Source organism: Lacisediminihabitans profunda (assembly GCF_008040105.1).
Lineage (GTDB): Bacteria > Actinomycetota > Actinomycetes > Actinomycetales > Microbacteriaceae > Lacisediminihabitans > Lacisediminihabitans profunda.
Genome location: NZ_VRMG01000008.1, coordinates 13024 through 37387, shown reverse-complemented (window position 1 = coordinate 37387; position 24364 = coordinate 13024). Strand labels below are relative to the sequence as shown.

The window sequence follows — 24364 nt, the reverse complement described above, 5'->3', positions numbered from 1 at the left end:
GGTGGGCACGCGGCATAGGCTTGGTAGATGATCCGCACGAGACCCGGCCTGGCGTCCCTCACTCTGTTCGGGGCGATCGACGTCGTGCTCGTGACTGTCTTCGTGCTGATCGGCAGAGCGAGCCACAACGAGAACCTGCTGGGCACACTCAACACCCTCTGGCCCTTCGTGGCTGGCCTCGCGGTGGGCTGGATCGCGACCCGCGCGTGGCGTGATCCGCTGTCGATCGCCTGGATCGGGGTGGGAATCTGGGTGTCCACGGTGGTCGTGGGCATGCTCCTGCGGGTGCTCAGCGGTCAGGGCGTGCAGACGAGTTTCGTCGTCGTGGCCACCATCGTGCTCGGGGCATTCCTTCTCGGCTGGCGCTGGATCGCCGTGATCGTGCTGCGTCGTCGTGCGCGGGAGAACACCCCGGCCGCCTGACGGACGCGGGTCACAGCCGCACCAGGTCCACCTCGCGCAGCTCCCCGGCAGCCAGCACGGCCGTCATGAAGGTGTGCGCGGGTTGCCGCCGAGGGTCGGTCGGCGAGCCCGGATTGAGCAGGCGCAGCCCGCCGGGAGTCGTCGTGTCCCACGGGATGTGGCTGTGTCCGAACACGAGCAGGTCGGTGTGCGGGAAGGCCGAGTCCATGCGTCCCTCGCGGCCCGCCGCGGCGCCGGTCTCGTGCACCACCGCCAGCCGGACGCCGTCGAGGGTGACGCGGGCGATCTCCGGCAGCCGGTCGCGAAGTGCCGGACCGTCGTTGTTTCCCCACACCCCGACCAGCCTCTTCGCCCGGTCCTCGAGCTCGTCGAGCAGGCGCACGTCCACCCAGTCTCCCGCGTGGACCACGACATCCGCCGCGTCCACGGCCCGCCAGACGACGTCGGGAAGCGCCCGCGCCCGCGCCGGAAGGTGGGTGTCGGAGATCAGGAGCAGCCGCGTGGACATCGGTCTGCCGGTCAGGCGAACTGCACGGATGCAGCGCCGTCGGTGCTCGGCAGATCGCGCCAGACCGGCGCTCCGTCTGGTCGGGGCGTGGTGAGCAGCATCGGCTCTCTCCCTCTGCCGTCGAACGGAATCGGGTCGACTCCATGGTCTCGGAATTGGCGGCGTCGTACAACGCCCGACGGTGGCACGGCGTGCGTGCCCCGGCCAAAGCGCGTATTCTCAGGCAGATAGGGAGCCGCACGGGCCCCTGCCGCGAGGGAGCTCACCATGGCCGATAAGTCACCGAAGAAGTCCACCGCGAAGACGGCGGCGTCGAAGTCCCTCAAGGAGAAGCGCGCCGACAAGAAGACGAAGGCCGCGAACAAGCCGAACGGCTAAGACGCGAACGGCCGGCCCGAACGCGCACGCGGCGGGCTAGGCCGGCTTCATCACGTCGGCGGTGAACGAGCGCACCCGGTTGAGAAGCCCTTCGGCTCGCCTGGCCACGACCTCGGTCGGGTCCGGCTGCCCCGGTGACGCCGGCGGCAGGATGCGGATGATGAGCGAGCAGGCGAGGTCGGCGCAGATATAGGTGCCGATCGTGTTGCCGTCACGCCCGGCCTGGCCAGCCCTCGCCGCCGAGAAGAGCGTCACCTGGCCCGACGGCTGCGGGGTGCGGCAGAGCGAGCACATCGCCGAAATTCCCGGGCGCATGCTGCCGCTGGCGGCCCGGAGCATGATCCCCACCGGTCGGTCATCGATCCAGTGCACGAGGTAGCCCCGCAACGGAGCCTGGTGGTCGCGCCAGCCGAGGTATTCCCGCTCGCCCCAGAGCACCTCGTGCAGGCCCGGCAGCGGCATCCGCTCGATCTCGCCCCGAGAGGCGTTGACAATGCTGGAACGGATGTCGGATTCGTTGAGCGGTTTCACGATCTCCTCGACGGGCCGGTGGTGCTTCCAGCGTACTCGCGCGCCGATCGCCTCGCCCTCGGCCCGGTCACATCCGCCCGCCGCCGGCTGGTTCGCCCATCCGGCGATTGTGCCCGTTTGTCGCGAGTGATCCCGCTCGCCCGGTCACACTCCCGACAAAGGGGCACAATCGCGGTGGGCGCGGTGGGCGCGGTGGGCGCGGTGGGCGCGGTGGGGGCGGTGGGCGCGGTGCAGTTGAATTGCAGGGTGACCACCGAGCAGATTGCCCTCCTCCGCGCCGACCTCGAGCGCGCCCGATTCACCGTCGATGCGATGGACGCGCTGTGGGGCGAAGCCGCGGCAGCGGCACTGCACCGCGGCCAGCGGGTGCCGGCGATGCGCGCGCTGCTCAAGCCGGCGCCCGGCGACGAGGCGCTCGCGACCCTCGCCTCGCTCTTCGTGCTCGGGCTGCCCGTCGAGGCCGAGCGTGCCGGTGCCGCCCTGCCCACCCTCGGAGTGGATGGCGCGGTCGCCCTCGACCTGGTCAGACCCGACGGCGACTCTGTCGTTGCGCTGCTCGACCTGCGGCCATACAGTTTCGTCGACTCTCTCGGCGTGGTCAGCTGGTGGATCGCCAGCGACCTCGGCGAGCTGTCGATCGTCGGCCCATTGCGCGAGGACCACGTGCTCGGCGTAGGGGGAGCATCCACGACCCTCAGCGGCATCATGATCGGAACTCGGGTGGAGAACGCGCTGGACCTGGGCACCGGGTGCGGCATCCAGGCGATGCACGCCGCGCGCCACGCCCTGCGCGTGATCGCGACCGATATCTCGGCCCGGGCGATCCGGATCGCGGGGTTCAACGCTGCGCTCAACGGCATCCCGAACATCGAGTTCCGGCTCGGCAGCCTCTTCGACCCCGTGGCCGACGAGCGGTTCGGCCACATCCTGTCGAACCCGCCGTTCGTGATCACCCCCCGGGTGGCCGGGGTGCCCGCCTACGAATACCGGGACGGCGGCCTCGTCGGGGATGCGCTCGTCGCGTCGGTGATCGCCGGTGCCGCCGATCGTCTGCAGCCCGGCGGAGTCGCGCAGCTTCTCGGCAACTGGGAATACCGCGGCGGCGACGACGGCCTCGAGCGGGTGGGCGCGTGGGTCGACGCGACGGGCCTCGACGCGTGGGTCGTCGAACGCGAGGTGCAGGATGCCGCGCTGTACGCCGAGACCTGGATCCGCGACGGCGGCACGCGCCCGGGTCCCGAGTTCGACCGGCTGTACGGTGCCTGGCTCGATGACTTCGAGGCGCGGGGAGTGACGAGCGTCGGATTCGGCTATCTCACGCTGCGCCGCCCGGTCGACAAGCGCACGCTGAGGCGTCTCGAGCGGCTGGGCGGACCCATCGGCTCCGGACTCGGGCCGCACCTCGCGGCGAGCCTGGCCGCGCACGACTGGCAGTCCGCACTCACCGACGACGATCTGGGGCGCGCCTGCCTCACGGTGGCCGGCGACGTGACGGAGGAACGCCACTACTGGCCGGGAAGCCAGGACCCCACCGTCATGACGCTTCGGCAGGGCGGCGGTTTCGGGCGCTCCGTGCCCCTCGACACCGCGCTCGCGGCACTCGTGGGTGCCTGCGACGGAGAGCTCAGCGTCCGCGCCATCACCGCGGCGATCGCGCAATTGCTCGAGGTGGACGAGACGGCACTGCTGAGTCAGTTGCTCCCGGTGGTGCGCGAACTCGTCGTGACGGGATTTCTCGCAGTCTGAGCGGCCTTTACCTTCCTCGAACATTCGGCCCACTGCGTCCGAACATTCGCGCCGCAGAGTGAGGGAGTCGAGTCGTTCGACGGAAATGAACCGCACGAGTTGGAGCGAGCACCATGAGACCGATCTTCCGAACCGCCCTCGTCAGCACCCTCACCATCGCCGCGCTCGCGGCCGGCGCCGTGCCGGCAATGGCGTCGCCGACTGACTCGGTGGCGGGCGATTCAGCCGCCGCCGCCCCGGCGAGACTCTCCGCCATCCAGGCCTCGGCCGCCGCGAAGACGAGCGCCAGAATCGCCTCGTTGAATTCCGCCATCCCCAGGGTCACGGCCAACAGGGCACTCAGCGACGCCGAGCGGTCGACGATTCTCGGTACTCTCAACGCCGATCTCGCCGCGATGAAGTCGCTCGCGGCCAAGATCGCGGCAGACACGGATGCGGCGACCGCTCGCACCGACTACGCGTCGATCTTCACCGGCTACCGGGTCTACGCCGTCGCGTTGCCCCAGGCGCACTTCGCGGCGGCGGCGGACGCCCTCACCGACACGGTGATCCCGCGTCTGACCGCCGCCGAGTCGAAGCTCGCCGCGGCCCTCGCCGGCAAGTATGCGTCGAAGTCGACGCCGGAACTCCAGGCGAAGCTCGCCGACATGACGACGCAGATCGCGGCGGCGACGGCGGCAGCCGACGGTACGGCCGCCAGGGCGCTCGCGGTGACCCCCTCTGACTACAACGCGAACCACGCCGTGATGGCACCGATCCGGGCGTCGATCGCGTCGGCCCACGCGGCGGCGAAGCTCGCCCGGGCGGACGCGAAGAGCATCATGGCGGCGCTCAAGTGATGCCGGCGGCCCGCGTGCGATCGGCGATCGCGGCGTTCGGCCTCGTGGTCGTGCTCTCCGGATGCGCGGGCCGCCCGACGGCCGACGGCCCGGCATCCGTCCCCTCCACGGATGCGACCGGGCCCGCGTCGACCGGTTCCGCGTCGTCCGGGCCGGGGCCGTCCGCGACCGACGACCTCGGCGCCGTCCAGGCCGACCTCGACCAGGCCGCGAGCGCCCAGAGGCAGTCCGAGGACGACCTCGCGAACGGGGACACCGCCTCGCGCCAGGGCGATGATCACTAGGGGAAAATGGGGTCTTGCGCCCATTGGCTAATACCATTAGCTTTATAGCTATGGATACTTTCATTTCCCAGAACGTCCGCTACCTGGCCCGCCCCGAGGGCCGCGTCTCGTACACCGTCGAGGGCTCCGGCCCGCTCGTGATCGCGATCCCCGGCATGGGTGACCTCCGGTCGTCGTACCGGGAGCTCGTCGCCCCACTGATCTCCGCCGGCTACCGGGTTGCCGTGATGGACCTCCGCGGCCACGGCTCGAGCGACACGACCTTCCACACCCACGGCGACATCGCCACCGGCCAGGATCTGCTCGCCCTCGTCGCCGAGCTCGGCGGCCCGGCCGTGGTGCTCGGCAACTCCATGGGGGCGGCCTCTGCGGCCTGGGCCGCCGCCGAAGACCCGCGGGCGATCGCCGGGCTCGTGTTCTACGGACCGCTGCTCCGCGAGGCGCCCAGCTCGTCCTTAGCTCGGGCCGCGACGCGGGGACTCTACCGCCTCGCCCTGGCCCGGCCGTGGGGAGGCGCCTTCTGGGCGCGCTTCTACCGGTCGCTCAACAAGGGCACCCGCGCACCGTGGCTCGAGCAGCAGGTTGCGGCGATCCGCTCGATGCTGGCGGAGCCCGGGCGGCTTCGTTCCTTCCGCGAACTCGCCCTCCAGCTCGACCACTCGGTGGTGGAGCGGCGACTCGGCGAGGTGACGGCGCCGATGCTCGCCTTCGTGGGCGCGCTCGACCCCGACTACCCGAGCCCCGCGGCCGAGAGCGAGTGGATAACGAGCCTCGGCGGCCAGTCCCGGCTCGTGGAAGATGCCGGCCACTACCCGCACGCCCAGCGTCCGGAGATCACGGTGCCGGGCACGCTCGAATTCCTGGACACCCTTCGTGGCGCGACGACGGGCGAGTGGGCCGCTCGTGCCTAGGGCCAGGCTCAACCGGGCCGCGATCGTCGCTGCGGCCCTCGACCTCGTCGATGCCGGCGGGCCGGCCGGGTTCGGCGACCTGACGCTCGCCGCCGTCGCCGGCCGGGTCGGGATCGCCGTGCCGAGCCTCTACAAGCACGTGTCGTCGCTCGCCGACCTGCGGCGGGAGATCGCCATTGTGTCGGTGAACGATCTCACCAGGGCGATCTCCACCGCCACCACGGGCCGGGCCGGGCGGGACGCGGTGCGGGCGATGGCGGATGCCCTCCGCGAGTTCGCGCGCCGGCACCCGGGTCGCTATGCGGCGACGCAGGTCGCCGCACGCCCCGACGACCCCTTGGATGCGGGACTCGTCGCCGCGAGCGCCGAGACGCTCGTCGTCATCGCCTCGGTCCTGCGCGGATTCGACCTTCCCCCCGAGGCGACGATCGACGTCATCCGGGTGCTCCGCTCGGCCGTCCACGGATTCGTAGTGCTCGAGATCGGCGGCGGCTTCGGGCTTCCCCAGGACCTCGACCGCAGTTTCGGGCTGCTCGTCGACGCGGTGACCGTGGGCATCGAACGGCTCAGCCTGCAGGACTCAGACCGCCGGTGAGGCCCCGAGGACATCGATCTTTGCGTCGGGCAGCCATTGTTGCGAAGCTGGAAGCGAGCGTCGTCGTCGGAGGCGGCGCCGCCAACCCAGGGAGGCGCGCCCATGCCCACCGGCATCTTCGGCCGGAGAGACCCGGAACGCGTTCACTGACCCACAATGGAAGGAGCACGACCATGTTCACCAGCAGCGGTGCATTCAGCGGGTTCTCGGTCGACGACATCGAGGCCGCACGACGGTTCTACGGCGAGACGCTCGGGATGCGCGTGTCGATCAATGACATGGGCTTCCTCAACCTCCACCTCGAGAGCGGCGCGACGGTGCTCGTGTACTCCAAGCCGAACCACGAGCCGGCCAGCTTCACGATCCTCAACTTCACCGTCGACGACGTGGAATCCGCCGTCGACGACCTCAACTCACGCGGCGTGAAGACGGACATCTATCCGAGCGACACGCTGCCCGTCGACTCGAAGGGGATCCTGCGCGGCAACGGCCCGGACATCGCCTGGTTCCTGGACCCGGCCGGCAACGTGCTCTCGGTGCTCTCCGAGTCCTGAGGAGCGGATGCCCGGCCGCGAGCCGAGGGGGCCCGCGAGGGCCACCCGCCGGCTACGGCCCGTCGACGCCCTGGGGACTGTCGACGAGGTCGTCGAACTGGTGGTGCTTGGTGAGGTACCCGGCCACCATCGGGCATCTGGCGACGATGCGCAGTCCCTTCTCGCGCACGTCGCCGAGCGCCCACTCGATGAGCTCCGTGGCGAGCCCCTGGCCGGCATGGTCCGGGTCGACCTCGGTGTGCAGAAAGACTCGGCGTTGGCCGACGTCGCGATAGGTGCTCACCGCGACGGCCGCCCCATCGATCGCCAGTTCGTAGCGTCCGCCGACATCCTCGATCGTTTTCATGCTTCCATCATGCAGCGTCCCTGCGGAAGGTCGGCGATCCATTCCGTAGGATGGGAGCACAGCAGCCGGACCGTTGGAGGACCCCCGTGAAGATCGTCGCCTTTGTCATCGCCCTCGCGCTGTTCGTCGGCGGCCTACTGCTCTTCGGGTACGCGTTCGAGCCGGGCATCAACCACGGCCTCGTCTTCTTCGGCGGCGTCGTCTCGGTGGCGCTGGCGCTGGCGGTCCCGGTTCACGTGCTCAAGCGCATCGACGGCTGAGCGCGAGTCACGCCGTGGCTGGTGACTTCGGGATCGGCGCCCAGGTGCACCTCCGGGATGCGTCGCCCACCGACCCCTCCCCGTGGCCGTTCGAGCCCGGCGGCATCATCGTGCGCTCCGGCGGCTCGGCACTCGCCGGTGTCTGGGGTCGGGCCGGAGGCGGACGGATGTGGTGGGTGCAGTTCGACGAGCCGCAGTCGAACGCTCAGGGTGACGGTCCATTCGCGACGGCCCAGGTGCACGAGAAGTACCTCGAACTCGCCCCGACGGTCGACGGCGCGTGACCTTCGAACAGTACGGGGAAGACGTTCTCGCCGGCGACTGGCGTGGAGCGAGACGCAAGGTCATCCGTGAGATCCCGGCCGAACGCGACCTCGTGATCGAGTGGGCCGACAGCGGATTCTGCGGCGCCGTTCTGCGCGTCGAAGGCAAGCTGGTGCACCTCGAGGACTACCGCGGCGGCGTGCGTCTCTTTCCGCTCGGAGGTGGATTCCTCCTCGAGGGTGAGCCGGTGGTGCTGACCGCGCCGACGGCCGCCCCGAAGGGCACCGCCAGAACCGCCTCCGGATCCTTCGCGGTCGATGGAGCGCGGGCGAGGGTCGCGCTGCCCAGTCGCATTTTCGTGGAGGGGCGCCACGACGCCGAGCTCGTGGAGAAGGTGTGGGGTGCCGACCTGAGGGTCGAGGGAGTGGTGGTGGAGTACCTCGAGGGCGTGGACGACCTGGCCGCCATCGTGAACGACTTCGCTCCGGGACCCGGACGCCGCGTGGGGGTGCTCGTCGACCACCTCGTGCCGGGCTCCAAGGAGTCGCGCATCGCGGATGCCGTGGCGCGTGGGCCGCACCGAGCGAACGTGCTCGTGGTCGGGCATCCCTTCGTCGACATCTGGCAGTCGGTGAAGCCGCAACGACTCGGCATGGAGCGCTGGCCCGAGGTACCGAGGAGCATCGAGTGGAAGCACGGCATCTGCGAGTCCCTCGGCTGGCCCCACGACGACCAGGAGGACATCGCGCGGGCCTGGCAACGGATCCTCGGGCGGGTGCGCAGCTACGCCGACCTTGAGCCGGTCGTGCTCGGCCGGGTGGAGCAGCTCATCGACTTTGTGACGGCCCCGGCCTGACGTCAGTGCGTCAGGTTGACCACCAGGTTGATCGTGGACGCCAGAATCACCGAGCCGAACAGGAACGAGAGCAGCGAGTGCCGCAGCGCCGTGGCGCGGATCGCGTGATTGGTGATGTTGGTGTCAGACACCTGGTAGGTCATGCCGAGCGTGAACGACAGGTAGGCGAAGTCGGTGTACTGCGGCGGATCGGACTGATTGAAGTCGATGCCCTTTCCCGAGGTGTAATACAGGCGGGCGTAGCGCAGCGTGTAGAGCGTGTGCAGCAGGATCCAGGACAGCGCGACGCTCACGAGGGCGAGGGTCGCCAGCAGGGCCTTGCCGGCGCCGGCCACGTTCGCCGCGTTCGCGAGCACGACCACCACCGCGAACAGGCTCGCGATGCTCAGAATCAGCACGAGCAGATCGGCGATCGCGCGGTTGGGCTCCTCGCGGCTCGCATGCGTCGCGGTCTGGGACGCATCCTGGCGGGCGATCGAGCCCCAGACCCAGGTGGAGTAGACGAGGGTGGCGGCCGCCCAGCCGACGGTCGGTGCATAGACCCACTCGCCGAAGGCGCCGGTGATGATCGCGGCGATCACCCCGACGAGGAGCATGACCATGAGACGAAGGGTGGTGTGACGGTGTCGCATGAGCCGATTAGACCACCCGCCGGTGATGATTTCGGGGGTTAGCCCGATAACGCGCCGACGCTCCCCGTGGAATGCTTGCAGCATGGCTGAACTCACGAGACCACGACAGGGACGAATCATCGCGGGAGTCTGCGCCGGCATCGCGAGGCGCTACGGCTGGAGTCCCGCCCTCGTGCGCTGGGTCTTCGTGATCTCCTGTCTCCTCCCCGGACCCCAGTTCCTCATCTACATCGCGCTCTGGATCCTGGTTCCCGAGGGCGACTGACGCGCTCGGGAACGGGCAGACTTGGTGCATGCTTCTTCGCGACCTCACCGCCCAGGACCTCGCCCAGGTCGTGCTCCTCAACGACGCTGCCCATCCGGCCGTGCCGATCACGTCGATCGACGAGATGGCCGAGTTGCTGAGGCTCGCCGGATTCGCCAGCGTCGCTGTCGACGGGGCGGACGAGTCGACAGTGCTGGGGTTTGTGATCGGAATGCGGCCCGGCGCCGACTACCCGAGCGAGAATTTCCGCTTCTTCGAGGGCCGGGGGACCGACTTCCTCTACGTCGACCGAATCGTCGTGAGCGAGGCCGCCCGAGGGTCCGGCATCGGGCGGATGCTCTACGACGCCGTCTTCACCCTCGCCCGCACCGAGGGTCGCGCGGAGGTGACCTGCGAGGTGAACGTGCTCCCGCCGAACCCCGGGTCTCTTGCCTTCCATGCGCGACTGGGGTTCGAGCGCGTGGGCGAGCAGGACACCAAGGGCGGCGCCGTACGGGTGGCGCTGCTGGCCGCGGGCCTCTGACCGCTCCTGACCGTGCCCTGGAGACCGGTCTTCGCGCCGCGCTGCCGGGGCTTCATGCCGGTCGTGCGGGTTACTCTGCGCGATTCCGCCGCTCCTTCGCCACTCCTTCGGGCTTCCCCGCCGGCCACCTCTTCCGGGTTCCTGCCGCGGTGCTCTTTGGGTTCCTGCCCCGGTGAGTGGGCAAAAGTGCACCCAAACCGCGAGTCTTTCCGCCACTATTGCCCACTCGACGTGCCGTGGGGGTGGGCGCGACGCCGAAGCGGGGTGCGGCCCGGGACGCGCGGCGGTGTGCGCCTGCGACGCGCGGCGCTCGACGCTCGACGCTCGACGCACAACGGGGTGCGCGCGGGACCGCGACGCACAACGGGGTGCGCGCGGGACCGCGGCGCCCAATTAGGTGGGCGCGGTGCCCAACGCGGTGCGCCCGGAACGCGCGGCGCCCAACGGAGTGCGCGTGCGACGCGAACAGGTGCGCGCTACTGCGGGTAGATGGTCTCGCCGCGGGCGAGCATCGCTACGAACGTGTCGATCTTCGCGGCGCGCGTGGACGGCCGGGTGACCGAGGCGACCCGGAAGAGGATGGCGAACCGGTTCTGGCTCGAGAGCGTCGCGTAGAGCGCGGCAGCGGGCGGGTTCGCATCGAGGGCCGCCCGCAGGTCGGGAGGGACCTCCGCGGTCTTCTGGCGGTAGGCGGCATCCCAACGGCCGTCGGCCTTGGCCCGATCCACCTCGGCGAGGCCGGATGGGCGCATCCGGCCGTCGGCGGTCAACCGCGCCACATGGTCGCGGTTGATCTGCGACCAGGGGCTGCGCGCGCGACGCGGACTGTAGGCCTGGAGGAAGTAGTGCTCGTCGAAAGCCGCCCGCTGGCCGTCGATCCAGCCGAAACAGAGTGCCTCGTCGAGGGCCTGCTCAACGCCGATTCCGGGGAGCGTAGAACTCGTCTTGCGCAGCATCAGCCGCACCCCGCCCGGCTCGGTGTAATGCTCCGCAAGCCAGTCGCGCCATTCGTCGGCCGTGGCGAAGTGCAGCACCGGCTTCTCGTGGTTGGCAACCATGGCCCCCATCGTACGAGCAGCCGGCGACACAGCCTGGCGGCAGGAGGGGCAGACTTGAGGCATGGACTACAAGAAACTGGGCAGCAGCGGACTCGAAGTATCGTCGATCACCCTCGGCTGCATGAGCTACGGCGATCCGCAGCGCGGAAGCCACGACTGGACCCTCACCGAGGAACAGAGCCGACCGTTCATCCGGCGCGCCCTCGAACTCGGCATCACCACCTTCGACACGGCCAACGTGTATTCGCTCGGCTCGAGCGAGGAGATCCTGGGTCGTGCCCTCGGCGAATTCTCGCGGCGCGAGGAGGTCGTGATCGCCACGAAGGTAAACGGAACCATGCGCCCCGGCCCCAACGGCCGCGGGCTCTCCCGGGTGCACATCATGGAGCAGATCGACGCGAGCCTCAGCCGTCTCGGCACCGACTACGTCGATCTCTACCAGATCCACCGTTGGGACCCGACGGTGCCGATCGAGGAGACGATGGAGGCGCTGCACGATGTCGTGAAGGCGGGCAAGGCCCGGTACATCGGGGCCTCGTCCATGTTCGCCTGGCAGTTCGCCCAGGCGCAGCATGCGGCAGACCTGGGCGGCTGGACGCGCTTCGTGTCGATGCAGGACCACTACAACCTCATCAACCGCGAGGAGGAGCGCGAGATGCACCCGTTCTGCCTCGATCAGGGCATCGGGGTGCTGCCGTGGAGCCCGCTCGCCCGCGGCAGGCTCACGCGCGACTGGGATGCGTCGACCGCGAGGTCGCAGACCGACGAGTTCGGCGCGACCCTCTACCGGCAGGCGGAGGAATCCGACCGCAGGGTGGCGGATGCCGTGGCCTCGGTCGCCCAGCGGCGCGGTGTTCCGCGGGCCCAGGTGGCGCTCGCGTGGGTGGCGGGGCGCGAGGCGGTCACGTCGCCGATCGTGGGGGCGACCAAGCTCTCGCACCTGGAGGATGCCGTGGCCGCGCTCGAACTCCACCTCGATTCCGAGGAGGTCGCCGAGCTCGAGGCGGCCTACATCCCGCACGCCATCGCCGGCTTCTAGCATCGCCGGCTTTTAGGGGGTGCGGCCGGTCATCGCGAGCAGCCTGGACTGCAGCGGCGCGTCCTCGGGCAGCGGCACGGGCGGGGCGTAGAGCCCGCTCGCGGCCAGGGTGTCGCGCTGAGGCTCGAAGAGGGTCCACACCGCCTCGACGAGTGCGGCATCCAACTCCTCGGACGCGCCGACCGCTCGGGCGAGGTCCCACGAGTGGATGGTCACGTCGCCCACCTGCTCGCGCAGGTAGTCGGTGACGGAAACCTTGTCTCGCGACAGCCGCACCAGAGTCGAGGGTGACGCCTCCTGCCACGCCGCCGTGGCCGCAAGCGAGTACAGGCGCCACTCGGCCCTGAGGTCGTCGCCGAGGGGCTGCAGCACACGCCTCGCCTGCTCGACGGTGCGGCCCGCGAGCAGGTGCGGCACCCACTGTTGATCCTCCACGACGTGGCGCACGAGATCCCGCACGTTCCACTCGGTGTCCGGGGTGGGGGCGTCCCAGTCGGTGACCCCGTCGAGTCGCGTGGCGAACTCCCGGTGTGCCTGCTTCTGCAGGTTCAGCCAGTCGCTGTGCTCCGTCATGGTCGAGCTCCGATCGTGTTGTCCTGCCTCGTCCAACGTGCGGCGGGGGGCGGCGCATTCCGTCACGGTGCTCTGGGAACGGGCCGCACCTAGGCTGGAGCGCGGAAAGGATCGCTGTGACTACCGACGAGAACGAACTCACCGATCGATCGAGGACCGTCACCTGGGAGGACCCGCTGATCGGCGCGGAACTGGCCAAGACGATGTCGGGCCTCGAGTACATCCAAGCCCTCATCGACGAGGCGATCCCGGCGCCCCCGATCGTGCACCTGATGAGGATGCGGCCCGTCGCCGCCGAGGTCGGCAGGGTGACCTTCACCTGCGATCCGGACGAATCGCACTACAACCCCATCGGAACGGTGCATGGCGGGCTGGTGTGCACGCTGCTGGACTCGGTGCTCGGCTGCGCGGTGCAGACGACTCTGCCCCAGGGACAGGGCTACACGTCCCTCGAGATCAAGGTGAGCTACCTGCGGCCCGTGATGGCCGACACCGGGCAACTCACGGCGGTCGGGATCGTCACCAAGCCGGGCACGCGGGCGGCCTTCGCCGAGGGCACGGTGCACGACGCGAACGGCAAGCTCATCGCCACGGCGTCCAGCACCCTGCTGGTCTTTCGGGTCTAGTCGCTCGGCACTAATCGCTGAGGCGCACGCCCAGAAGCCCGACGGCGCCGCTGAATCCGGTGGTGAGGAGCATCGATGTGATGACCCCCGAGGCGAGGATGCTCGTGAGAACCACGAGCTGGAACACCCCGGCCTGCAGCACGGATGCCCCGCCGAAGATCGCGCCGACGAACGACCCGGGCAAGGCGACGAGGCCGGTGGTGCGGGTCTGGTCGGTGGTGGGGATGAGCGCGCCGAACACTGCACGGGTCGCGAGATCACGCACCGACTGCCGTGGTGTCGCGCCGAGAGCCAACCAGCCCTCGACCTCGTCCTGGCGACTCAGGAGCGCCTCCCGGAAGTGCCGCCCTGCGAGAGTCGCGACGCTCATCGTGCCGCCGATGATGATCCCGCCGACCGCGAGCAGGTAGCGGCCGGAGAACTCGATAGCGCCCGAGACGAACACGGTGATCAGCGGCACCGCGAGGCCCACGGCGAGTGATCCGGCGACGATCGCGACCTCGACGCGCGACCGGGCGACCCGGCGGGACACGGTGTAGACGGCGGCTCCGAACATCACCACCAGGGCCACGGCCACCCAGCGCTCGTCGGAGATGATGCCGCCCAGGATCAGGGTGAGCAGGCCGAGTTGAAGGGCGGCGCGCGCGATCGCCCAGATCGGCCCCCAGGGTCGCGGGATGCCTCGTGCCAGAAGAAGTCCGGTCGCGATGGCGATGAGCACGCCGACGGCGATCGCGGTGGGTACGAAGTTCACTGTGCCATTGTCCTCTGTCGGCCGACCGGGCGGATCGCTACTGAGAACGGTGGTCATTCCCGACTAGCCGGATTGGTGGAATACCCGCTTCGGGCTTCCTAGAGTGGGAACCATGGATGCTGCGGGCGGTCACGATGGGGGGCACGCGCACTCCCACGGCGTCGATCCGGTGACCGGGCTTGGCAACCGCCGTCGCCTCGGCATCGCGATCGGGATCGTCTCGGCCGTGCTCGTCATCGAGTTGGTCGGCGCGCTCGTGTCGGGGTCGCTCGCGCTGTTCGCCGACGCCGGCCATATGCTCTCCGACCTCACCGGGCTGGTCGTGGCGCTCATCGCCACCCTCATGGCCGCCCGCCCTGCCACCGACAAGCGCACCTTCGGCCACCGCCGGGCGGAGGTGTTCGCCGCGTTCCTCAACGCCGCGATCCTGCTCGTGGTCGTCGCGTTCGTGCTCATCGAGGCGATCGGCCGTCTCACCGGTGCGTCAGCCGGCGCCGTCCAGGCCCCGCTCATGCTCACCGTGGCCGTGGTGGGCGCCATCGCGAACACCGCGGCCCTGCTCGTGCTTCGCGGCGGAGCGGCGAGCTCGATCAACATGCGTGCGGCCTACCTCGAGGTGCTCGGCGACCTCGTCGGATCGATCGCGGTGGTCATTGCGGCCGTGGTGATCCTCTTCACCGGTTTCGAACTCGCCGATGCGATCGCCTCGCTTGCCATCGCTGCTCTCATCCTGCCGAGGGCCATCATGCTCATGCGAGACGTGCTGCGGGTGCTCAGCCAGGGCACTCCCCGCGGCACGGATGTGGACCTCATCCGTGAGCACGTGCTCTCCAAGGAGGGCGTGGTCTCGGTGCACGACGTGCACGTGTGGTCGATCACTCCCGGGGCGAACGTGTTCTCCGCCCACGTTGTGGTCGAGCCGTACATCTTCAGCGAGAACCGCACCGACCGGCTCCTCGACGCGCTCAGCGAGTGCCTCAAGGAGCACTTCGACGTTGCCCACTCCACCTTCCAGCTCGAGCCGGCCGAGCACGCCGAGCACGAGGTCGAGCAGCACCGCTAGGAACCTGCCTGTCGCAGCATACGGCCGGCGTTAATGACGATGGGCCCCCGCGATCTCCCGCGAGGGCCCGTGAATCGGGAGGCGCTTAGGCGGCCTGCAGCACGAGCTGGAGCTCGAGGGTGAGGCTGATGTCGTCGCCGAGGGTGAGTCCGCCGGCCTCGAGGGCCGCGTTCCAGCTCACGCCGAAGTCGTGGCGGTTGATCTTGGCCGACGCCGTGATGCCGGCCTTGGTCTGGCCGTAGCCGTCGGTGACGATGCCGCCGAATTCACCGGTGATGGTGACCGGCTTGGTGACGCCGCGCAGCGTCAGGCTGCCGTTGATCGTGAAGTCGTCGCCGGTGATGGCGATGCTCGAGGAGGTGAAGGTGGCCGTGGGGAACTCGTCGACCTGGAAGAAGTCGCTCGTGCGCAGGTGCGCGTCGCGGTCCTTCTGTCCGGTGTTCACCGAGGCGACGTCGATGACGGCCTCCACGGTCGTGGCGGTGGGGTCCTCGGCGGTGACGACGGTCACGTCGAACTTTTCGAAGGAGCCGCGGACCTTGCTGATCGCGAGGTGCTTGACGCTGAAGGTCAGGGTGGAGTGGGTGGGGTCGATGGCCCAGGTGCCGACGACGTACGAGGGATGAGTGTCAATGAGATTGGTCATAGTCCTATGCAAGCGCATGGGCCCTGGGAGTATTCCGAATTTTGGTGACGTGTCACAATTCTTTTCGAATTGTCCCCCGATCGGCGTGAAGGGGTACAGATCGCCCCCGCCACACGATCAGATTCAGGACGGGCGGGTCTCGGGGGACACCGTGCGCGACGGGTCACGCTCGGCGAGATGACCGATCACCGACTCGATGCGGCCCAGCGCGTCCGGGGAGAGCGTGACGCCGGCCGCCTTGACATTGGACACGACCTGCTGAGGCCTCGAGGCCCCGATGATGGCCGAGGCCACGTTCGGATTCTGCAGCACCCAGGCGATCGCCAGCTGGGCGAGGTCGAGGCCGGCCTCCTCGGCCACCGGGCGGAGCTCCTGCACGGCGGTGAGCACGTCATCCGCCAGGAAGCGCTTGATGGTGTCGGCGCCGCCCTTCTTGTCGGTGGCGCGCGTGCCCTTCGGCAGGGGCGCCCCCGGCAGGTACTTGCCGGAGAGGGCGCCCTGGGCCACCGGGGACCACACGATCTGGGAGATGCCGAGTTCCTGGGCTGCCGGCACGACATCCGCCTCGATCACTCGCCACAGCATCGAGTACTGCGGCTGGTTGGAGATGAGCTGGATGCCGAGTTCCCGCGCGAGGGCGTGGCCGGCCCGCAGTTGGTCGGCGTTCCACTCCGAGACCCCGATGTAGAGGGCCTTGCCCTGCCGCACGACGTCGGCGAAGGCCTGCATGGTCTCCTCGAGCGGGGTCTCCACATCGTAGCGATGGGCCTGGTAGAGGTCGACGTAATCGGTCTTGAGCCGCTGCAACGAGCCGTCGATCGACTCGAGGATGTGCTTGCGCGACAGTCCGCTGTCGTTATGTCCCTTGGGGCCGGTGGGCCAGTACACCTTGGTGAAGATCTCCAGCGACTCGCGCCGCTCGCCCTTGAGGGCCTTGCCGAGCACCTTCTCGGCGACGGTATTGGCGTAGGCATCCGCCGTGTCGAAGCTGGTGATGCCCACCTCGAGGGCCGCCTTCACGCACTCGATGGCCGTGTCGTTCTCCACCTGCGACCCGTGGGTGAGCCAGTTGCCGTAGGTGAGCTCCGAGACCTTGAGGCCGCTGTTGCCGAGATATCTGAAATCCATGCCCCAACGTTACGCCGAACGGCCTGATCCTCGGGTGCGGTCCCGGGTAGCATTCGGTGAATGGTTCGTTACGTGGCGCTCCTCCGCGGCATCAACGTGGGCACGGCGAAGGCGATTTCGATGGCCGACCTCGCCGAGGTGTTCGCCGGTCTCGGCTTCTCGGACGTCAGGACCGTTCTGCGCAGCGGCAACGTCGTCTTCTCGTCGTCCGTCCCGCTCGGGGCGCACGCCGCACGATCCATCGAGGCCGCCGTGCGCTCCTCGACCGGCGTCCAGTCGAGCGTGCTGCTCCTCGCCGGCGGGGAGTTCGCCGAGATCGCCGGTGCCAACCCGCTGCTTGCCGTCGCGACCGACGGATCGAAGTCCTTCGTGACGTTCGCGGGTTCGATGCCCGACCGGCTCGACGTGCCGGAGGCGGCGGCCATCGCCCCGGAGCTGCTGGCCGTGGGGGAGCGGGCGATCTACCAGTGGATGCCGAACGGAAGCCAGCAGACCCGGGTGCCGAAGTCGTTCTGGAAGCAGTTCGACGCCCCGGTGACCGCCCGGAACTGGAACACCGTCAGCAAGCTGCTCGACCTGCTCGGCGAGTGACCGCACAGTAGTCCTTTCCGGGCCGATGTGAAGAAGCCTCTCCTCCTTCACAGGGTTTACGGAGGTTCGTCCCTGAGGCTGGAAAAACAAGGCCGACACGAACGAACCCCGTCTGGTGCGAATATTCCGCCAGCGATGGGACCCCGTCGGCCAGGCTCCCGCCCGTGTCGGGAAGCCATCCATCTGCGCTCGAAGTCGTGCGTTTGCCCGAGTGTGCGCCCGCTTCCCGCGTGCCGCAGCGATCCGGAAGAACCCCGCTTGCCCAAACATTCCTCCCGTGCGTCCGTGCGTGCCCCGCACCCGATAACGGAGCCGATCGCCGCCCGCGTTCGTCCGTATGTGACCGAGCCGGTGGCGCCGGCGACACCGTCGCTGCCCGCCCTCAACGGGCGATCGGTGCGCAACCTCCGCCACGTGCGCACGGTTCGGCTGCTCCGTCGGAACGTGGCAGTCGTCGCTGCGGGATTCGCCGCGTTGCTCGTGGGAGCCGTGGCGGTTCCCGCCTACGCACAGGCGACGGCACCACCCGCCTACGTGGCCCCCGTTCTCCAGCAGTTCGCGGCATCCGAGTCGCTTCCCTCGCCCGTCGTCGAGCGCACCGACAGCTACTCGGTGACCGTTCCGCCGCCGCTACAGTGGCCGGTGGGGGCAGGAACCCCGATCAGCGACGGCTTCGGTCCGCGGGTCTCTCCCTGCGCGGGCTGTTCGAGCCTGCACGAGGGAGTCGACTTCGATCCGGGCTACGGGGCCACCGTGCACGCGATCGCCGCCGGCGTCGTCGTGGAGACCAACAATCCCGGATACGCCGCCCTCGGCGTGCACGTCGCGATCGAGCACGTCATCGACGGGCAGACCATCGTGAGCGCCTACGGCCACATGCAGACCGGCTCCATGCACCTCAAGGTCGGCGACATCGTGCACGTCGGCGAGCCCATCGGACTCGTGGGCAGCACCGGCGCGAGCACCGGCGCGCACCTGCACTTCGAGATCCGCCAGGGCGGAACGACCCCGGTCGACCCGATCGCCTGGATGCGAGCGCACCTGGGCTGATCGCCGGGCGGCCCGTTCAGAACTTTCGGGTGAACGGGTCCGGCCTGCGCATCCGGGCGAGCAGAATCAGCGGGATCACGACGTATGGCAGGTTGAAGGCCAGGAACTTGACCGGATTGTGGGTCTGGTACTGCGGCTCGCCGAAGAACTCCACGCCGAACACGATGACGCCGGTGAGCACCGAGATCATGGTCGCGTAGATGACGGCGGGTAGCTGGATCCAGTTGCGCCCGCGGAGGAGGGCGTAGGCGAGCACGAGATAGAAGGGCCCGTAGACGAAGGCCGACAGTCCCGTGACGAGCCTCATCCACACCGGCGGGTTCATGAAGAGCGGATCGGCGTCGTGGGCGTACCAGTAGTTGCCCTGCACCAGCGGGTTGCCGGAGGTGGCGGAGAACTCGACGCTCACCGTGGGCAGGAGGTCGCTGATCACCGAGGTGACGGCGAAGGCGAGGAAGATCACGATGAAGAAGATGTCCACCGGGCGTTGACGGAGCGGGAGATTGGGCACACGCCCATAGTGGCCCAGCGGGGCGGCCGGGCATAGGGCCGGGAGCGCTGATTCGGCTCCCAGCATCGCAGGATAGCGTCCTCTCGTGAACACGTTTGCCGCCGTGTGGCGGTCCCGGGTGCTGTCGGCATTCACCGGCGATCGTCAGGGGCGCCCGGACTGGGTCGAGCAGATCGAGCTGGGCGACGACGCCGGCTTCTTCGGGGTCGGATCGGCCGCCTGGGCGGTGCATGGTGGCATGGCCACGCTGGTCGCCGGCATCCGCGCCCTGCTGATGCAGACCCTCCACCCCGGGGCGATGGCCGGCGTGCACGACTGGTCGCGCTACCGGGAGGACCCGCTCGGTCGGCTCTCGGGCACCATCCAGTGGCTGATCGGCGTGACCTTCTCCGACACGGCGATGGCCGTGCGCGAGTCCAACCGGGTCGAACGATTCCACGACCGGGTGCGGGGCAGCTATGTCGACGCGAACGGTGTCGAGCGACAGTACTGGGCGGGGGACCCCGAGCTGCTCTCCTGGGTGCACGTGGTCTTCACCGACGCGTTCCTCGGCAGCCACGCCATCTGGGGCGGACCGATCCCCGGCGGCGCCGACCGCTATGTCGGCGAGTGGACGAAGGCGGGGGAGCTCATCGGCGTGCCCTCCCCGCCGACCACGGAGGCGGAACTGCGGGCGCAGTTGGAGGCGTTTCGCGCGTCCGGGACTCTCAAGAGCGACGATCGAGTGGCCGAGGCGGTGCGGTTCATCCGCAATCCCGGCATCGCGCGGGGCATGCGGCCGGCCTACCGGATCCTGTTCGGCGGCGCCGTGGCGTCGATCCCGCGCGAGTACCGCCGTCTCCTCGGGCTCCGGCGGCCGTGGTGGCCGGCGATCACCCTCACCCGGGCGGTGCTCGCGCTCGTCGGATCGATCCTGGGGCGCAGCTCCACGAGCGAAACGGCGGCGCGCAAACGACTCGCCAGGCTCGGCCTGTTGCCGGTGGCCGGGGATGTCCGAAGCCTCGGCTAGATTGCCTGTGGGATGAGCAAACAGGACGGCAGCACTCGGCAGGTGAGTTCGGCCTCGGTCGACAGCAGCACCGCCACGATCCTGCACGTGGACCTCGACGCCTTCTTCGCCTCGGTCGAGCTGCTCGACAGGCCAGAGATCGCGCACCTGCCGGTGGTCGTTGCCGGGCGATCGGCGCGCTCCGTCGTGACGGCGGCGAACTACCCGGCCCGCAAGTACGGGGTGAGATCGGCCATCCCGCTCTCACAGGCGCTTCGGCTGTGCCCGAAGGCGATCGTGCTCGAGCCGCACTTCGAGAAGTACCGCTTCTACTCCGAGAAGGTCATGGCGATATTCGACGACGTGACCCCGCTCGTCGAACGGCTGGGGATCGACGAGGCCTTTCTCGACGTGGCCGGCGCCAGGGGACTGCTCGGCTCGCCGGCGGAGGTGGGCGAGCTCATCCGCCGCCGGGTGCACGAGGAGACCGCGCTCCACTGCTCGGTGGGCGCGGCATCCACCAGGTTCGTGGCCAAGCTCGCCTCCGGGCGGGCGAAGCCGGACGGGATGCTCGTGATCCCGGCAGACCAGACGCTCGCGTTCCTGCATCCGCTGCCCGTCGGGGCGCTGTGGGGCGTCGGGGCGGCGACCGAGGAGGCGCTCACCCGCCGCGGGCTGCGCACCATCGGTGACATCGCCGCGACCCCGGTCGAGACGCTGAAGCGGGCGGTGGGGGAGGCATCCGGGCGCAAACTTCACGACCTGGCCAATGGCCTCGACCCCCGGGCGGTCAACCCGCGTGCCGACGAGAAGAGCGTCGGGCACGAGGTGACCTTCGAGGTGGACACCCTCAACTCCGACGAGCTGCGTCGAGAACTTCTGCGCCAGGCGAACGCCGTGGCCGTTCGACTGCGCACGGCCGGCTGGGTGGGGCGCACCGTCGTGCTCAAGCTTCGCTACTCCGACTTCAGCACCATCACCCGATCAAGAACGCTCGCCGAGTCGACGGATGTGGGCCGGCGCATCTACGAGGAGGTGCGGTCGATCTACGAGGCGATCGGCCGGCACGCGCCGGTTCGCCTGATCGGCGTGCGGATGGAACAGCTCACCCCGGGAGAAGGCCAGCAGCCGGGCCTCTGGGACGAGGACGAGGGATGGCGTGAGGCGGAGGACACGATCGATGCCGTGAGCGCCCGGTTCGGCCGCGGAGCGCTCCGGCCGGCATCCCTACTCCGATCGACGGCCCCGCTGGGCGATCCGCGGAATCTGCCCCGTCAGGAGCACTAGGCCCGTCAGGACCACTCGGCCCGTCGTTCGACGCCCGCGCCGACCCGGCGAGTGGGCGAAATTGGCGCTTCCGCAGCAGTCTTGGCGCCACAATTGCCCACTCGCGTGGTGGAGGGCGCGATCCCGCGCGGTGCGAGGCCGTTCCGTAGAATCACAGCATGGACGAAGGCACCTGGAACCGCACGACCATCGAACCGCAGAGCGTGGAAGCGCCGCTCTCCAACTGCGCGATCTTCCTCGTCGTGACCATCCGACCGGGCGACGAGGCCGCGCGCCGCGCCCGAGAGGTGATCGCCGACATCGGCGGCCTCGTGCGCGCCGTGGGCTTCCGTGACCTGAGCGGGCACCTCTCCTGCAACGTGGGCATCGGTTCGGCGGCCTGGGACCGGTTCGAGCAGCCATCGCGACCCGAGCAGCTGCGTCCGTTCGCCCCGATCACCTCCGGCACCCACATCGCCGTCTCCACACCGGGAGACCTGCTCTTCCACATCCGCGCCGAACGGGCAGACATGTGCTTCGAACTCGAGCGGCTCATTCTCGACAAGCTCGACTCGAGCGTGACGGTGATCGACGAGGTGCAGGGATTCCGCTACTTCGACGCGCGCGACCTGCTCGGTTTCGTGGACGGCACCGAGAACCCCACCGGGGCGGCGATGGCCGAGTCGTCGATCGTCGGCGACGAGGATGCCGAATTCGCCGGCGGGAGCTACGTGGTGGTGCAGAAGTACCTGCACGACATCGCGGCGTGGAACGGGCTGTCCACCGAGCGACAGGAGCAGATCATCGGCCGCACCAAGGCCGACAACGTCGAGCTCGACCAGCCGGATGACGCCCGCAAGTCGCACAAGTCCCTCAACACCGTGGTCGATGCGAACGGCGTCGAGCACGACATCCTGCGCGACAACATGCCGTTCGGGCGCCCGGGGCGCGGCGAGTTCGGCACCTACTTCATCGGCTACGCCCGGGAACTGTGGGTGATCGAGCAGATGCTGCGCCACATGTTCGTGGGCGACCCGGTGGGGGAGTACGACCGCATCCTCGACTTCTCCACCGCCACGACGGGCACCACCTTCTTCGTGCCGTCACTCGAGGTGCTCGAGGGCCTCGCTCCCTCGGACTGACCCGCGCGGCGTCACGTTTCGAAACACAACAGCCTCCGAGCCGGGGCCCCAATAGGCTCACCCGTGTGCTCATCACTCCACGCCTCGTGATCGACCGGCGCCCCGCCTGTCGATCCCATCGGTAGAGCCCACCTGCCCCGGCGCGTCGCATCCCTGCCGCGCCCCGACCCAGACTCCTGCCCCGGCGACCGCGAGACATCGCGGCCACCGGCGACCCCTCGACCGCGCCCTGGAGGCAGCAGCATGATCAGTCTCGAAAAGTTGACCAAGGTCTACGGCAGGGGTGACTCGCGCACCGTCGTGCTCGACGGCCTGGACTTCTCGGTCGCGAGCGGTGAGATCTTCGCGGTGGTCGGGCCGAGCGGCGCGGGCAAGAGCACCCTCGCGCACTGCGTGAACCTCCTCGAGCGGCCCACCTCCGGCGCGGTGCTCGTGAACGGGGAGAACCTCTCCCGGCTGAGCGAGAAGCAGCTGCGGGTGGCCCGCCGCAGCATCGGCACGATCTTCCAGGCCGACGGGCTGTTCAGCCGCCGCACGGCCGCCGCGAACGTCGCCCTGCCCCTCGACTACCTCGGAGCGACCCCGGCGGAGACGAAGCGCCGGGTGGGCGAGCTGCTCGAGCGGGTCGGCCTGTCAGACAAGGCGTCGAGCTACCCGCACCAGCTCTCCGGCGGACAGCGACAGCGGGTCGGGATCGCGAGGGCCCTCGCGCTTCGTCCATCGATCCTGCTGTCGGACGAGGCGACATCCGGCCTCGACCCGGAGTCCACCGCATCCATCGTCGACCTGCTCAAGGAGCTGCGGGACGACCTCGACCTGTCGATCCTGTTCATCACCCACGAGATGGACACCGTCTTGCAGGTGGCCGACTCGGTGGCCCGCCTCGACCACGGGCACATCGTCGAGTCGGGTGCGCTCGTGGACCTGCTGCGGGATGCCGACTCGGACCTCGGCCGAGCACTGCGCCCGCGTCGGGACTGGGAGGCGGCCTCCGGCGCCGACGGCATCTGGTTCGTGAGCTACGAGGGCAGGCACGTGCGGCCGGACTGGGTGTCTCTGCTCGGGGCGGAGCTCGGTGTGCCGATCTCGATCCTGGGCGCGTCGATCGAGCGCATCAACGGCGTGACGGTGGGGCACGCGACCCTCGGCATCGGGGGAGTCGACCCCGCGAGGGTGACCGGCGCGCTGGCTGCGCTCGGCCTCACCGCCACGCTCGACGACGCGGCGCTGCGGCCCGAGTCCGACGAGCTCGAGGATGTCGCATGATCGCCGCCCTCGTTCCGTCCAACGCGACGGTACCGATCCCCGACATCCCGGCGCTCGTCTTCCCCGCGCTCGGCGACACGCTCATCATGGTCGGCATCGTCATGGCGATCGTGATCGCCGTCGGCATCCCGCTGGGCGCGATCGTGCACAACCTCGCGCCCGGCGGACTGTTCGAGCGGGCGGTGCCGTACTCGATCCTCAGCTGGACGGTGAGCATCGGCCGGTCGTTGCCGTTCCTGATCCTGATGGCCTCGATCGTTCCGTTCACACGGCTGATCACCGGCACCAACATCGGCATCGCCGCCGCCGTGGTGCCGATGTCGATCGCCGGCATCGCCTTCTTCACCAGGATCGTGGAGAACTCGCTGCGCAGCGTGCCTCCCTCCCTCGTGAACGTGGCAAAGGCGTCCGGCGCGTCGACGCTGCAGATCATCCGCACCGCGCAGTTGAGCGAGGCGGTGCCGTCCATCATCGGCGGCATCACGATCAACACGATCGCGATGATCGAGTACTCGGCGATCGCCGGCACGATCGGCGCCGGCGGGATCGGGTACGTCGCGGTGACCTACGGCTACCAGCGCTTCGACCACAACGTGATGATCGCGACCATCGTGATCCTCGTCGCCCTCGTCTCCGCCGTGCAGATCACGGGCGACCGTCTCGTGCGCCTCACCACTCCGCACGCCAGAGACCGGCACTGACCGGCCCCGGCCCACCTTCCCCCACCACCAATCACAAGGACACGACA

Annotated in this window: 32 protein-coding genes; 22 read left to right on the top strand and 10 right to left on the bottom strand. The window is 69.3% G+C overall.

Features of this window, described 5'->3' with window-relative positions:
• Window positions 1-27: 27 nt before the first annotated feature.
• Window positions 28-423, top strand: a complete 396-nt coding sequence (locus FVP33_RS11090; RefSeq protein ID WP_147783734.1) for a DUF3054 domain-containing protein — start codon at window positions 28-30, stop codon at window positions 421-423.
• Window positions 424-433: 10 nt separating this feature from the next.
• Here FVP33_RS11090 and FVP33_RS11085 read toward each other — a convergent pair whose 3' ends face one another.
• The gene (locus FVP33_RS11085; protein ID WP_147783733.1) at window positions 434-931 is read right to left on the bottom strand and encodes a metallophosphoesterase family protein; all 498 of its coding nucleotides are present in this window, start codon (window positions 929-931) and stop codon (window positions 434-436) included.
• A gap of 414 nt (window positions 932-1345) precedes the next feature.
• Window positions 1346-1840 carry an FBP domain-containing protein gene (locus tag FVP33_RS11080; RefSeq protein ID WP_187270680.1) on the bottom strand — a complete coding sequence of 165 codons (495 nt, stop codon included), beginning with the start codon at window positions 1838-1840 and terminating at the stop codon, window positions 1346-1348.
• A gap of 246 nt (window positions 1841-2086) precedes the next feature.
• Between FVP33_RS11080 and FVP33_RS11075 the strand changes: the two genes are divergently transcribed.
• From FVP33_RS11075 to FVP33_RS11050, 6 genes are all read left to right on the top strand, one after another.
• Window positions 2087-3586: a DUF7059 domain-containing protein gene (locus FVP33_RS11075; RefSeq protein ID WP_246142303.1), complete on the top strand. Its 1500-nt coding sequence runs from the start codon at window positions 2087-2089 to the stop codon at window positions 3584-3586.
• 113 nt (window positions 3587-3699) lie between these two features.
• Window positions 3700-4425, top strand: coding sequence for a hypothetical protein (locus FVP33_RS11070; RefSeq protein ID WP_147783731.1), 726 nt, complete (start codon window positions 3700-3702; stop codon window positions 4423-4425).
• On the top strand, window positions 4422-4709 hold the full coding sequence (locus FVP33_RS11065; protein ID WP_147783730.1) for a hypothetical protein: 288 nt from the start codon (window positions 4422-4424) through the stop codon (window positions 4707-4709). Before FVP33_RS11070 ends, FVP33_RS11065 begins: the two co-directional genes overlap by 4 nt.
• A 50-nt stretch (window positions 4710-4759) precedes the next feature.
• Window positions 4760-5620 (top strand): alpha/beta fold hydrolase, encoded by an 861-nt coding sequence (locus tag FVP33_RS11060; RefSeq protein ID WP_147783729.1) that lies wholly within the window; start codon window positions 4760-4762, stop codon window positions 5618-5620.
• The gene (locus tag FVP33_RS11055) at window positions 5613-6215 is read left to right on the top strand and encodes a TetR-like C-terminal domain-containing protein (protein ID WP_246142302.1); all 603 of its coding nucleotides are present in this window, start codon (window positions 5613-5615) and stop codon (window positions 6213-6215) included. Before FVP33_RS11060 ends, FVP33_RS11055 begins: the two co-directional genes overlap by 8 nt.
• Window positions 6216-6388: 173 nt before the next feature.
• On the top strand, window positions 6389-6769 hold the full coding sequence (locus FVP33_RS11050) for a VOC family protein (RefSeq protein ID WP_147783728.1): 381 nt from the start codon (window positions 6389-6391) through the stop codon (window positions 6767-6769).
• A 52-nt stretch (window positions 6770-6821) separates the two neighbouring features.
• Here FVP33_RS11050 and FVP33_RS11045 read toward each other — a convergent pair whose 3' ends face one another.
• Window positions 6822-7115, bottom strand: a complete 294-nt coding sequence (locus FVP33_RS11045) for a GNAT family N-acetyltransferase (protein ID WP_147783727.1) — start codon at window positions 7113-7115, stop codon at window positions 6822-6824.
• 86 nt (window positions 7116-7201) lie between these two features.
• Between FVP33_RS11045 and FVP33_RS19525 the strand changes: the two genes are divergently transcribed.
• Genes FVP33_RS19525 through FVP33_RS11035 form a run of 3 tightly spaced genes read left to right on the top strand, consistent with a single transcriptional unit; the run spans window position 7202 to window position 8495 of the window.
• On the top strand, window positions 7202-7375 hold the full coding sequence (locus FVP33_RS19525; RefSeq protein WP_187270678.1) for a hypothetical protein: 174 nt from the start codon (window positions 7202-7204) through the stop codon (window positions 7373-7375).
• Between the two features lie 14 nt (window positions 7376-7389).
• Entirely contained in the window at window positions 7390-7659 is a 270-nt protein-coding gene (locus FVP33_RS11040; protein ID WP_147783726.1) for a hypothetical protein, read from the top strand.
• Window positions 7656-8495: a DUF3097 domain-containing protein gene (locus FVP33_RS11035; RefSeq protein WP_147783725.1), complete on the top strand. Its 840-nt coding sequence runs from the start codon at window positions 7656-7658 to the stop codon at window positions 8493-8495. Before FVP33_RS11040 ends, FVP33_RS11035 begins: the two co-directional genes overlap by 4 nt.
• A 2-nt stretch (window positions 8496-8497) precedes the next feature.
• Here the strand turns inward: FVP33_RS11035 and FVP33_RS11030 are convergent, their stop codons facing one another.
• A complete protein-coding gene (locus FVP33_RS11030; protein WP_246142301.1) occupies window positions 8498-9127 on the bottom strand; it encodes a DUF1345 domain-containing protein in 630 nt (209 codons plus the stop codon).
• An 82-nt stretch (window positions 9128-9209) separates the two neighbouring features.
• Here FVP33_RS11030 and FVP33_RS11025 point away from each other — a divergent pair, with 82 nt between their 5' ends.
• Window positions 9210-9392 carry a PspC domain-containing protein gene (locus FVP33_RS11025; protein ID WP_147783724.1) on the top strand — a complete coding sequence of 61 codons (183 nt, stop codon included), beginning with the start codon at window positions 9210-9212 and terminating at the stop codon, window positions 9390-9392.
• Window positions 9393-9420: 28 nt separating this feature from the next.
• Window positions 9421-9915: a GNAT family N-acetyltransferase gene (locus tag FVP33_RS11020; RefSeq protein WP_147783723.1), complete on the top strand. Its 495-nt coding sequence runs from the start codon at window positions 9421-9423 to the stop codon at window positions 9913-9915.
• Window positions 9916-10391: 476 nt separating this feature from the next.
• Here the strand turns inward: FVP33_RS11020 and FVP33_RS11015 are convergent, their stop codons facing one another.
• Window positions 10392-10973: a YdeI/OmpD-associated family protein gene (locus FVP33_RS11015; protein ID WP_147783722.1), complete on the bottom strand. Its 582-nt coding sequence runs from the start codon at window positions 10971-10973 to the stop codon at window positions 10392-10394.
• Between the two features lie 61 nt (window positions 10974-11034).
• On the opposite strand from FVP33_RS11015, the gene FVP33_RS11010 reads away from it, so the two are divergent.
• Window positions 11035-12012 carry an aldo/keto reductase gene (locus FVP33_RS11010; RefSeq protein ID WP_147783721.1) on the top strand — a complete coding sequence of 326 codons (978 nt, stop codon included), beginning with the start codon at window positions 11035-11037 and terminating at the stop codon, window positions 12010-12012.
• Window positions 12013-12024: 12 nt separating this feature from the next.
• On the opposite strand, the gene FVP33_RS11005 is transcribed toward FVP33_RS11010, so the two are convergent.
• A complete protein-coding gene (locus FVP33_RS11005; RefSeq protein WP_147783720.1) occupies window positions 12025-12585 on the bottom strand; it encodes a TIGR03086 family metal-binding protein in 561 nt (186 codons plus the stop codon).
• A gap of 116 nt (window positions 12586-12701) precedes the next feature.
• Here FVP33_RS11005 and FVP33_RS11000 point away from each other — a divergent pair, with 116 nt between their 5' ends.
• Window positions 12702-13211: a PaaI family thioesterase gene (locus tag FVP33_RS11000; protein ID WP_246142300.1), complete on the top strand. Its 510-nt coding sequence runs from the start codon at window positions 12702-12704 to the stop codon at window positions 13209-13211.
• Between the two features lie 10 nt (window positions 13212-13221).
• Here the strand turns inward: FVP33_RS11000 and FVP33_RS10995 are convergent, their stop codons facing one another.
• Complete coding sequence (locus FVP33_RS10995) at window positions 13222-13965, bottom strand: ABC transporter permease (RefSeq protein WP_246142299.1); 744 nt, start codon at window positions 13963-13965, stop codon at window positions 13222-13224.
• Window positions 13966-14077: 112 nt separating this feature from the next.
• On the opposite strand from FVP33_RS10995, the gene FVP33_RS10990 reads away from it, so the two are divergent.
• Window positions 14078-15028 carry a cation diffusion facilitator family transporter gene (locus FVP33_RS10990; RefSeq protein ID WP_147783718.1) on the top strand — a complete coding sequence of 317 codons (951 nt, stop codon included), beginning with the start codon at window positions 14078-14080 and terminating at the stop codon, window positions 15026-15028.
• Window positions 15029-15113: 85 nt separating this feature from the next.
• Here FVP33_RS10990 and FVP33_RS10985 read toward each other — a convergent pair whose 3' ends face one another.
• Together FVP33_RS10985 and FVP33_RS10980 are read right to left on the bottom strand one after the other, a co-directional pair.
• Window positions 15114-15674, bottom strand: a complete 561-nt coding sequence (locus FVP33_RS10985) for a YceI family protein (protein WP_147783717.1) — start codon at window positions 15672-15674, stop codon at window positions 15114-15116.
• Window positions 15675-15797: 123 nt separating this feature from the next.
• Window positions 15798-16802: an aldo/keto reductase family protein gene (locus FVP33_RS10980; RefSeq protein ID WP_147783716.1), complete on the bottom strand. Its 1005-nt coding sequence runs from the start codon at window positions 16800-16802 to the stop codon at window positions 15798-15800.
• A gap of 60 nt (window positions 16803-16862) precedes the next feature.
• On the opposite strand from FVP33_RS10980, the gene FVP33_RS10975 reads away from it, so the two are divergent.
• Both FVP33_RS10975 and FVP33_RS10970 read left to right on the top strand, forming a co-directional pair.
• On the top strand, window positions 16863-17393 hold the full coding sequence (locus FVP33_RS10975; protein WP_147783715.1) for a DUF1697 domain-containing protein: 531 nt from the start codon (window positions 16863-16865) through the stop codon (window positions 17391-17393).
• A gap of 258 nt (window positions 17394-17651) precedes the next feature.
• Window positions 17652-18443: a M23 family metallopeptidase gene (locus FVP33_RS10970; protein WP_187270677.1), complete on the top strand. Its 792-nt coding sequence runs from the start codon at window positions 17652-17654 to the stop codon at window positions 18441-18443.
• A 16-nt stretch (window positions 18444-18459) separates the two neighbouring features.
• Here FVP33_RS10970 and FVP33_RS10965 read toward each other — a convergent pair whose 3' ends face one another.
• Window positions 18460-18954, bottom strand: coding sequence for an EXPERA domain-containing protein (locus FVP33_RS10965; RefSeq protein WP_222706699.1), 495 nt, complete (start codon window positions 18952-18954; stop codon window positions 18460-18462).
• 85 nt (window positions 18955-19039) lie between these two features.
• Here FVP33_RS10965 and FVP33_RS10960 point away from each other — a divergent pair, with 85 nt between their 5' ends.
• The 5 genes from FVP33_RS10960 to FVP33_RS10940 all read left to right on the top strand — a co-directional run bounded on the left by FVP33_RS10960 (window position 19040) and on the right by FVP33_RS10940 (window position 24317).
• Window positions 19040-19963: an oxygenase MpaB family protein gene (locus FVP33_RS10960; protein ID WP_147783712.1), complete on the top strand. Its 924-nt coding sequence runs from the start codon at window positions 19040-19042 to the stop codon at window positions 19961-19963.
• A 12-nt stretch (window positions 19964-19975) separates the two neighbouring features.
• Complete coding sequence (gene dinB, locus FVP33_RS10955) at window positions 19976-21229, top strand: DNA polymerase IV (protein ID WP_147783711.1); 1254 nt, start codon at window positions 19976-19978, stop codon at window positions 21227-21229.
• A gap of 158 nt (window positions 21230-21387) precedes the next feature.
• The gene (locus tag FVP33_RS10950; RefSeq protein WP_147783710.1) at window positions 21388-22350 is read left to right on the top strand and encodes a Dyp-type peroxidase; all 963 of its coding nucleotides are present in this window, start codon (window positions 21388-21390) and stop codon (window positions 22348-22350) included.
• A 243-nt stretch (window positions 22351-22593) separates the two neighbouring features.
• Complete coding sequence (locus FVP33_RS10945) at window positions 22594-23616, top strand: methionine ABC transporter ATP-binding protein (protein ID WP_147783709.1); 1023 nt, start codon at window positions 22594-22596, stop codon at window positions 23614-23616.
• The gene (locus FVP33_RS10940; protein WP_147783708.1) at window positions 23613-24317 is read left to right on the top strand and encodes a methionine ABC transporter permease; all 705 of its coding nucleotides are present in this window, start codon (window positions 23613-23615) and stop codon (window positions 24315-24317) included. The genes FVP33_RS10945 and FVP33_RS10940 overlap by 4 nt, the downstream gene beginning before the upstream one ends.
• Window positions 24318-24364: the final 47 nt, after the last annotated feature.

What these genes read in the sequence shown, in the direction of transcription:
- FVP33_RS10985 (WP_147783717.1), bottom strand. Translation starts at nt 15,674, where the DNA reads ATGACCAATCTCATTGACACTCATCCCTCGTACGTCGTCGGCACCTGG.
- FVP33_RS11045 (WP_147783727.1), bottom strand. Translation starts at nt 7,115, where the DNA reads ATGAAAACGATCGAGGATGTCGGCGGACGCTACGAACTGGCGATCGAT.
- FVP33_RS11025 (WP_147783724.1), top strand. Translation starts at nt 9,210, where the DNA reads ATGGCTGAACTCACGAGACCACGACAGGGACGAATCATCGCGGGAGTC.
- FVP33_RS11015 (WP_147783722.1), bottom strand. Translation starts at nt 10,973, where the DNA reads ATGGTTGCCAACCACGAGAAGCCGGTGCTGCACTTCGCCACGGCCGAC.
- FVP33_RS11010 (WP_147783721.1), top strand. Translation starts at nt 11,035, where the DNA reads ATGGACTACAAGAAACTGGGCAGCAGCGGACTCGAAGTATCGTCGATC.
- FVP33_RS10980 (WP_147783716.1), bottom strand. Translation starts at nt 16,802, where the DNA reads ATGGATTTCAGATATCTCGGCAACAGCGGCCTCAAGGTCTCGGAGCTC.
- FVP33_RS11020 (WP_147783723.1), top strand. Translation starts at nt 9,421, where the DNA reads ATGCTTCTTCGCGACCTCACCGCCCAGGACCTCGCCCAGGTCGTGCTC.
- FVP33_RS10940 (WP_147783708.1), top strand. Translation starts at nt 23,613, where the DNA reads ATGATCGCCGCCCTCGTTCCGTCCAACGCGACGGTACCGATCCCCGAC.
- FVP33_RS11060 (WP_147783729.1), top strand. Translation starts at nt 4,760, where the DNA reads ATGGATACTTTCATTTCCCAGAACGTCCGCTACCTGGCCCGCCCCGAG.
- FVP33_RS11030 (WP_246142301.1), bottom strand. Translation starts at nt 9,127, where the DNA reads ATGCGACACCGTCACACCACCCTTCGTCTCATGGTCATGCTCCTCGTC.
- FVP33_RS11050 (WP_147783728.1), top strand. Translation starts at nt 6,389, where the DNA reads ATGTTCACCAGCAGCGGTGCATTCAGCGGGTTCTCGGTCGACGACATC.
- FVP33_RS11090 (WP_147783734.1), top strand. Translation starts at nt 28, where the DNA reads ATGATCCGCACGAGACCCGGCCTGGCGTCCCTCACTCTGTTCGGGGCG.
- FVP33_RS10950 (WP_147783710.1), top strand. Translation starts at nt 21,388, where the DNA reads ATGGACGAAGGCACCTGGAACCGCACGACCATCGAACCGCAGAGCGTG.
- FVP33_RS10975 (WP_147783715.1), top strand. Translation starts at nt 16,863, where the DNA reads ATGGTTCGTTACGTGGCGCTCCTCCGCGGCATCAACGTGGGCACGGCG.
- FVP33_RS11005 (WP_147783720.1), bottom strand. Translation starts at nt 12,585, where the DNA reads ATGACGGAGCACAGCGACTGGCTGAACCTGCAGAAGCAGGCACACCGG.
- FVP33_RS11070 (WP_147783731.1), top strand. Translation starts at nt 3,700, where the DNA reads ATGAGACCGATCTTCCGAACCGCCCTCGTCAGCACCCTCACCATCGCC.
- FVP33_RS10945 (WP_147783709.1), top strand. Translation starts at nt 22,594, where the DNA reads ATGATCAGTCTCGAAAAGTTGACCAAGGTCTACGGCAGGGGTGACTCG.
- FVP33_RS10990 (WP_147783718.1), top strand. Translation starts at nt 14,078, where the DNA reads ATGGATGCTGCGGGCGGTCACGATGGGGGGCACGCGCACTCCCACGGC.
- dinB (WP_147783711.1), top strand. Translation starts at nt 19,976, where the DNA reads ATGAGCAAACAGGACGGCAGCACTCGGCAGGTGAGTTCGGCCTCGGTC.
- FVP33_RS11085 (WP_147783733.1), bottom strand. Translation starts at nt 931, where the DNA reads ATGTCCACGCGGCTGCTCCTGATCTCCGACACCCACCTTCCGGCGCGG.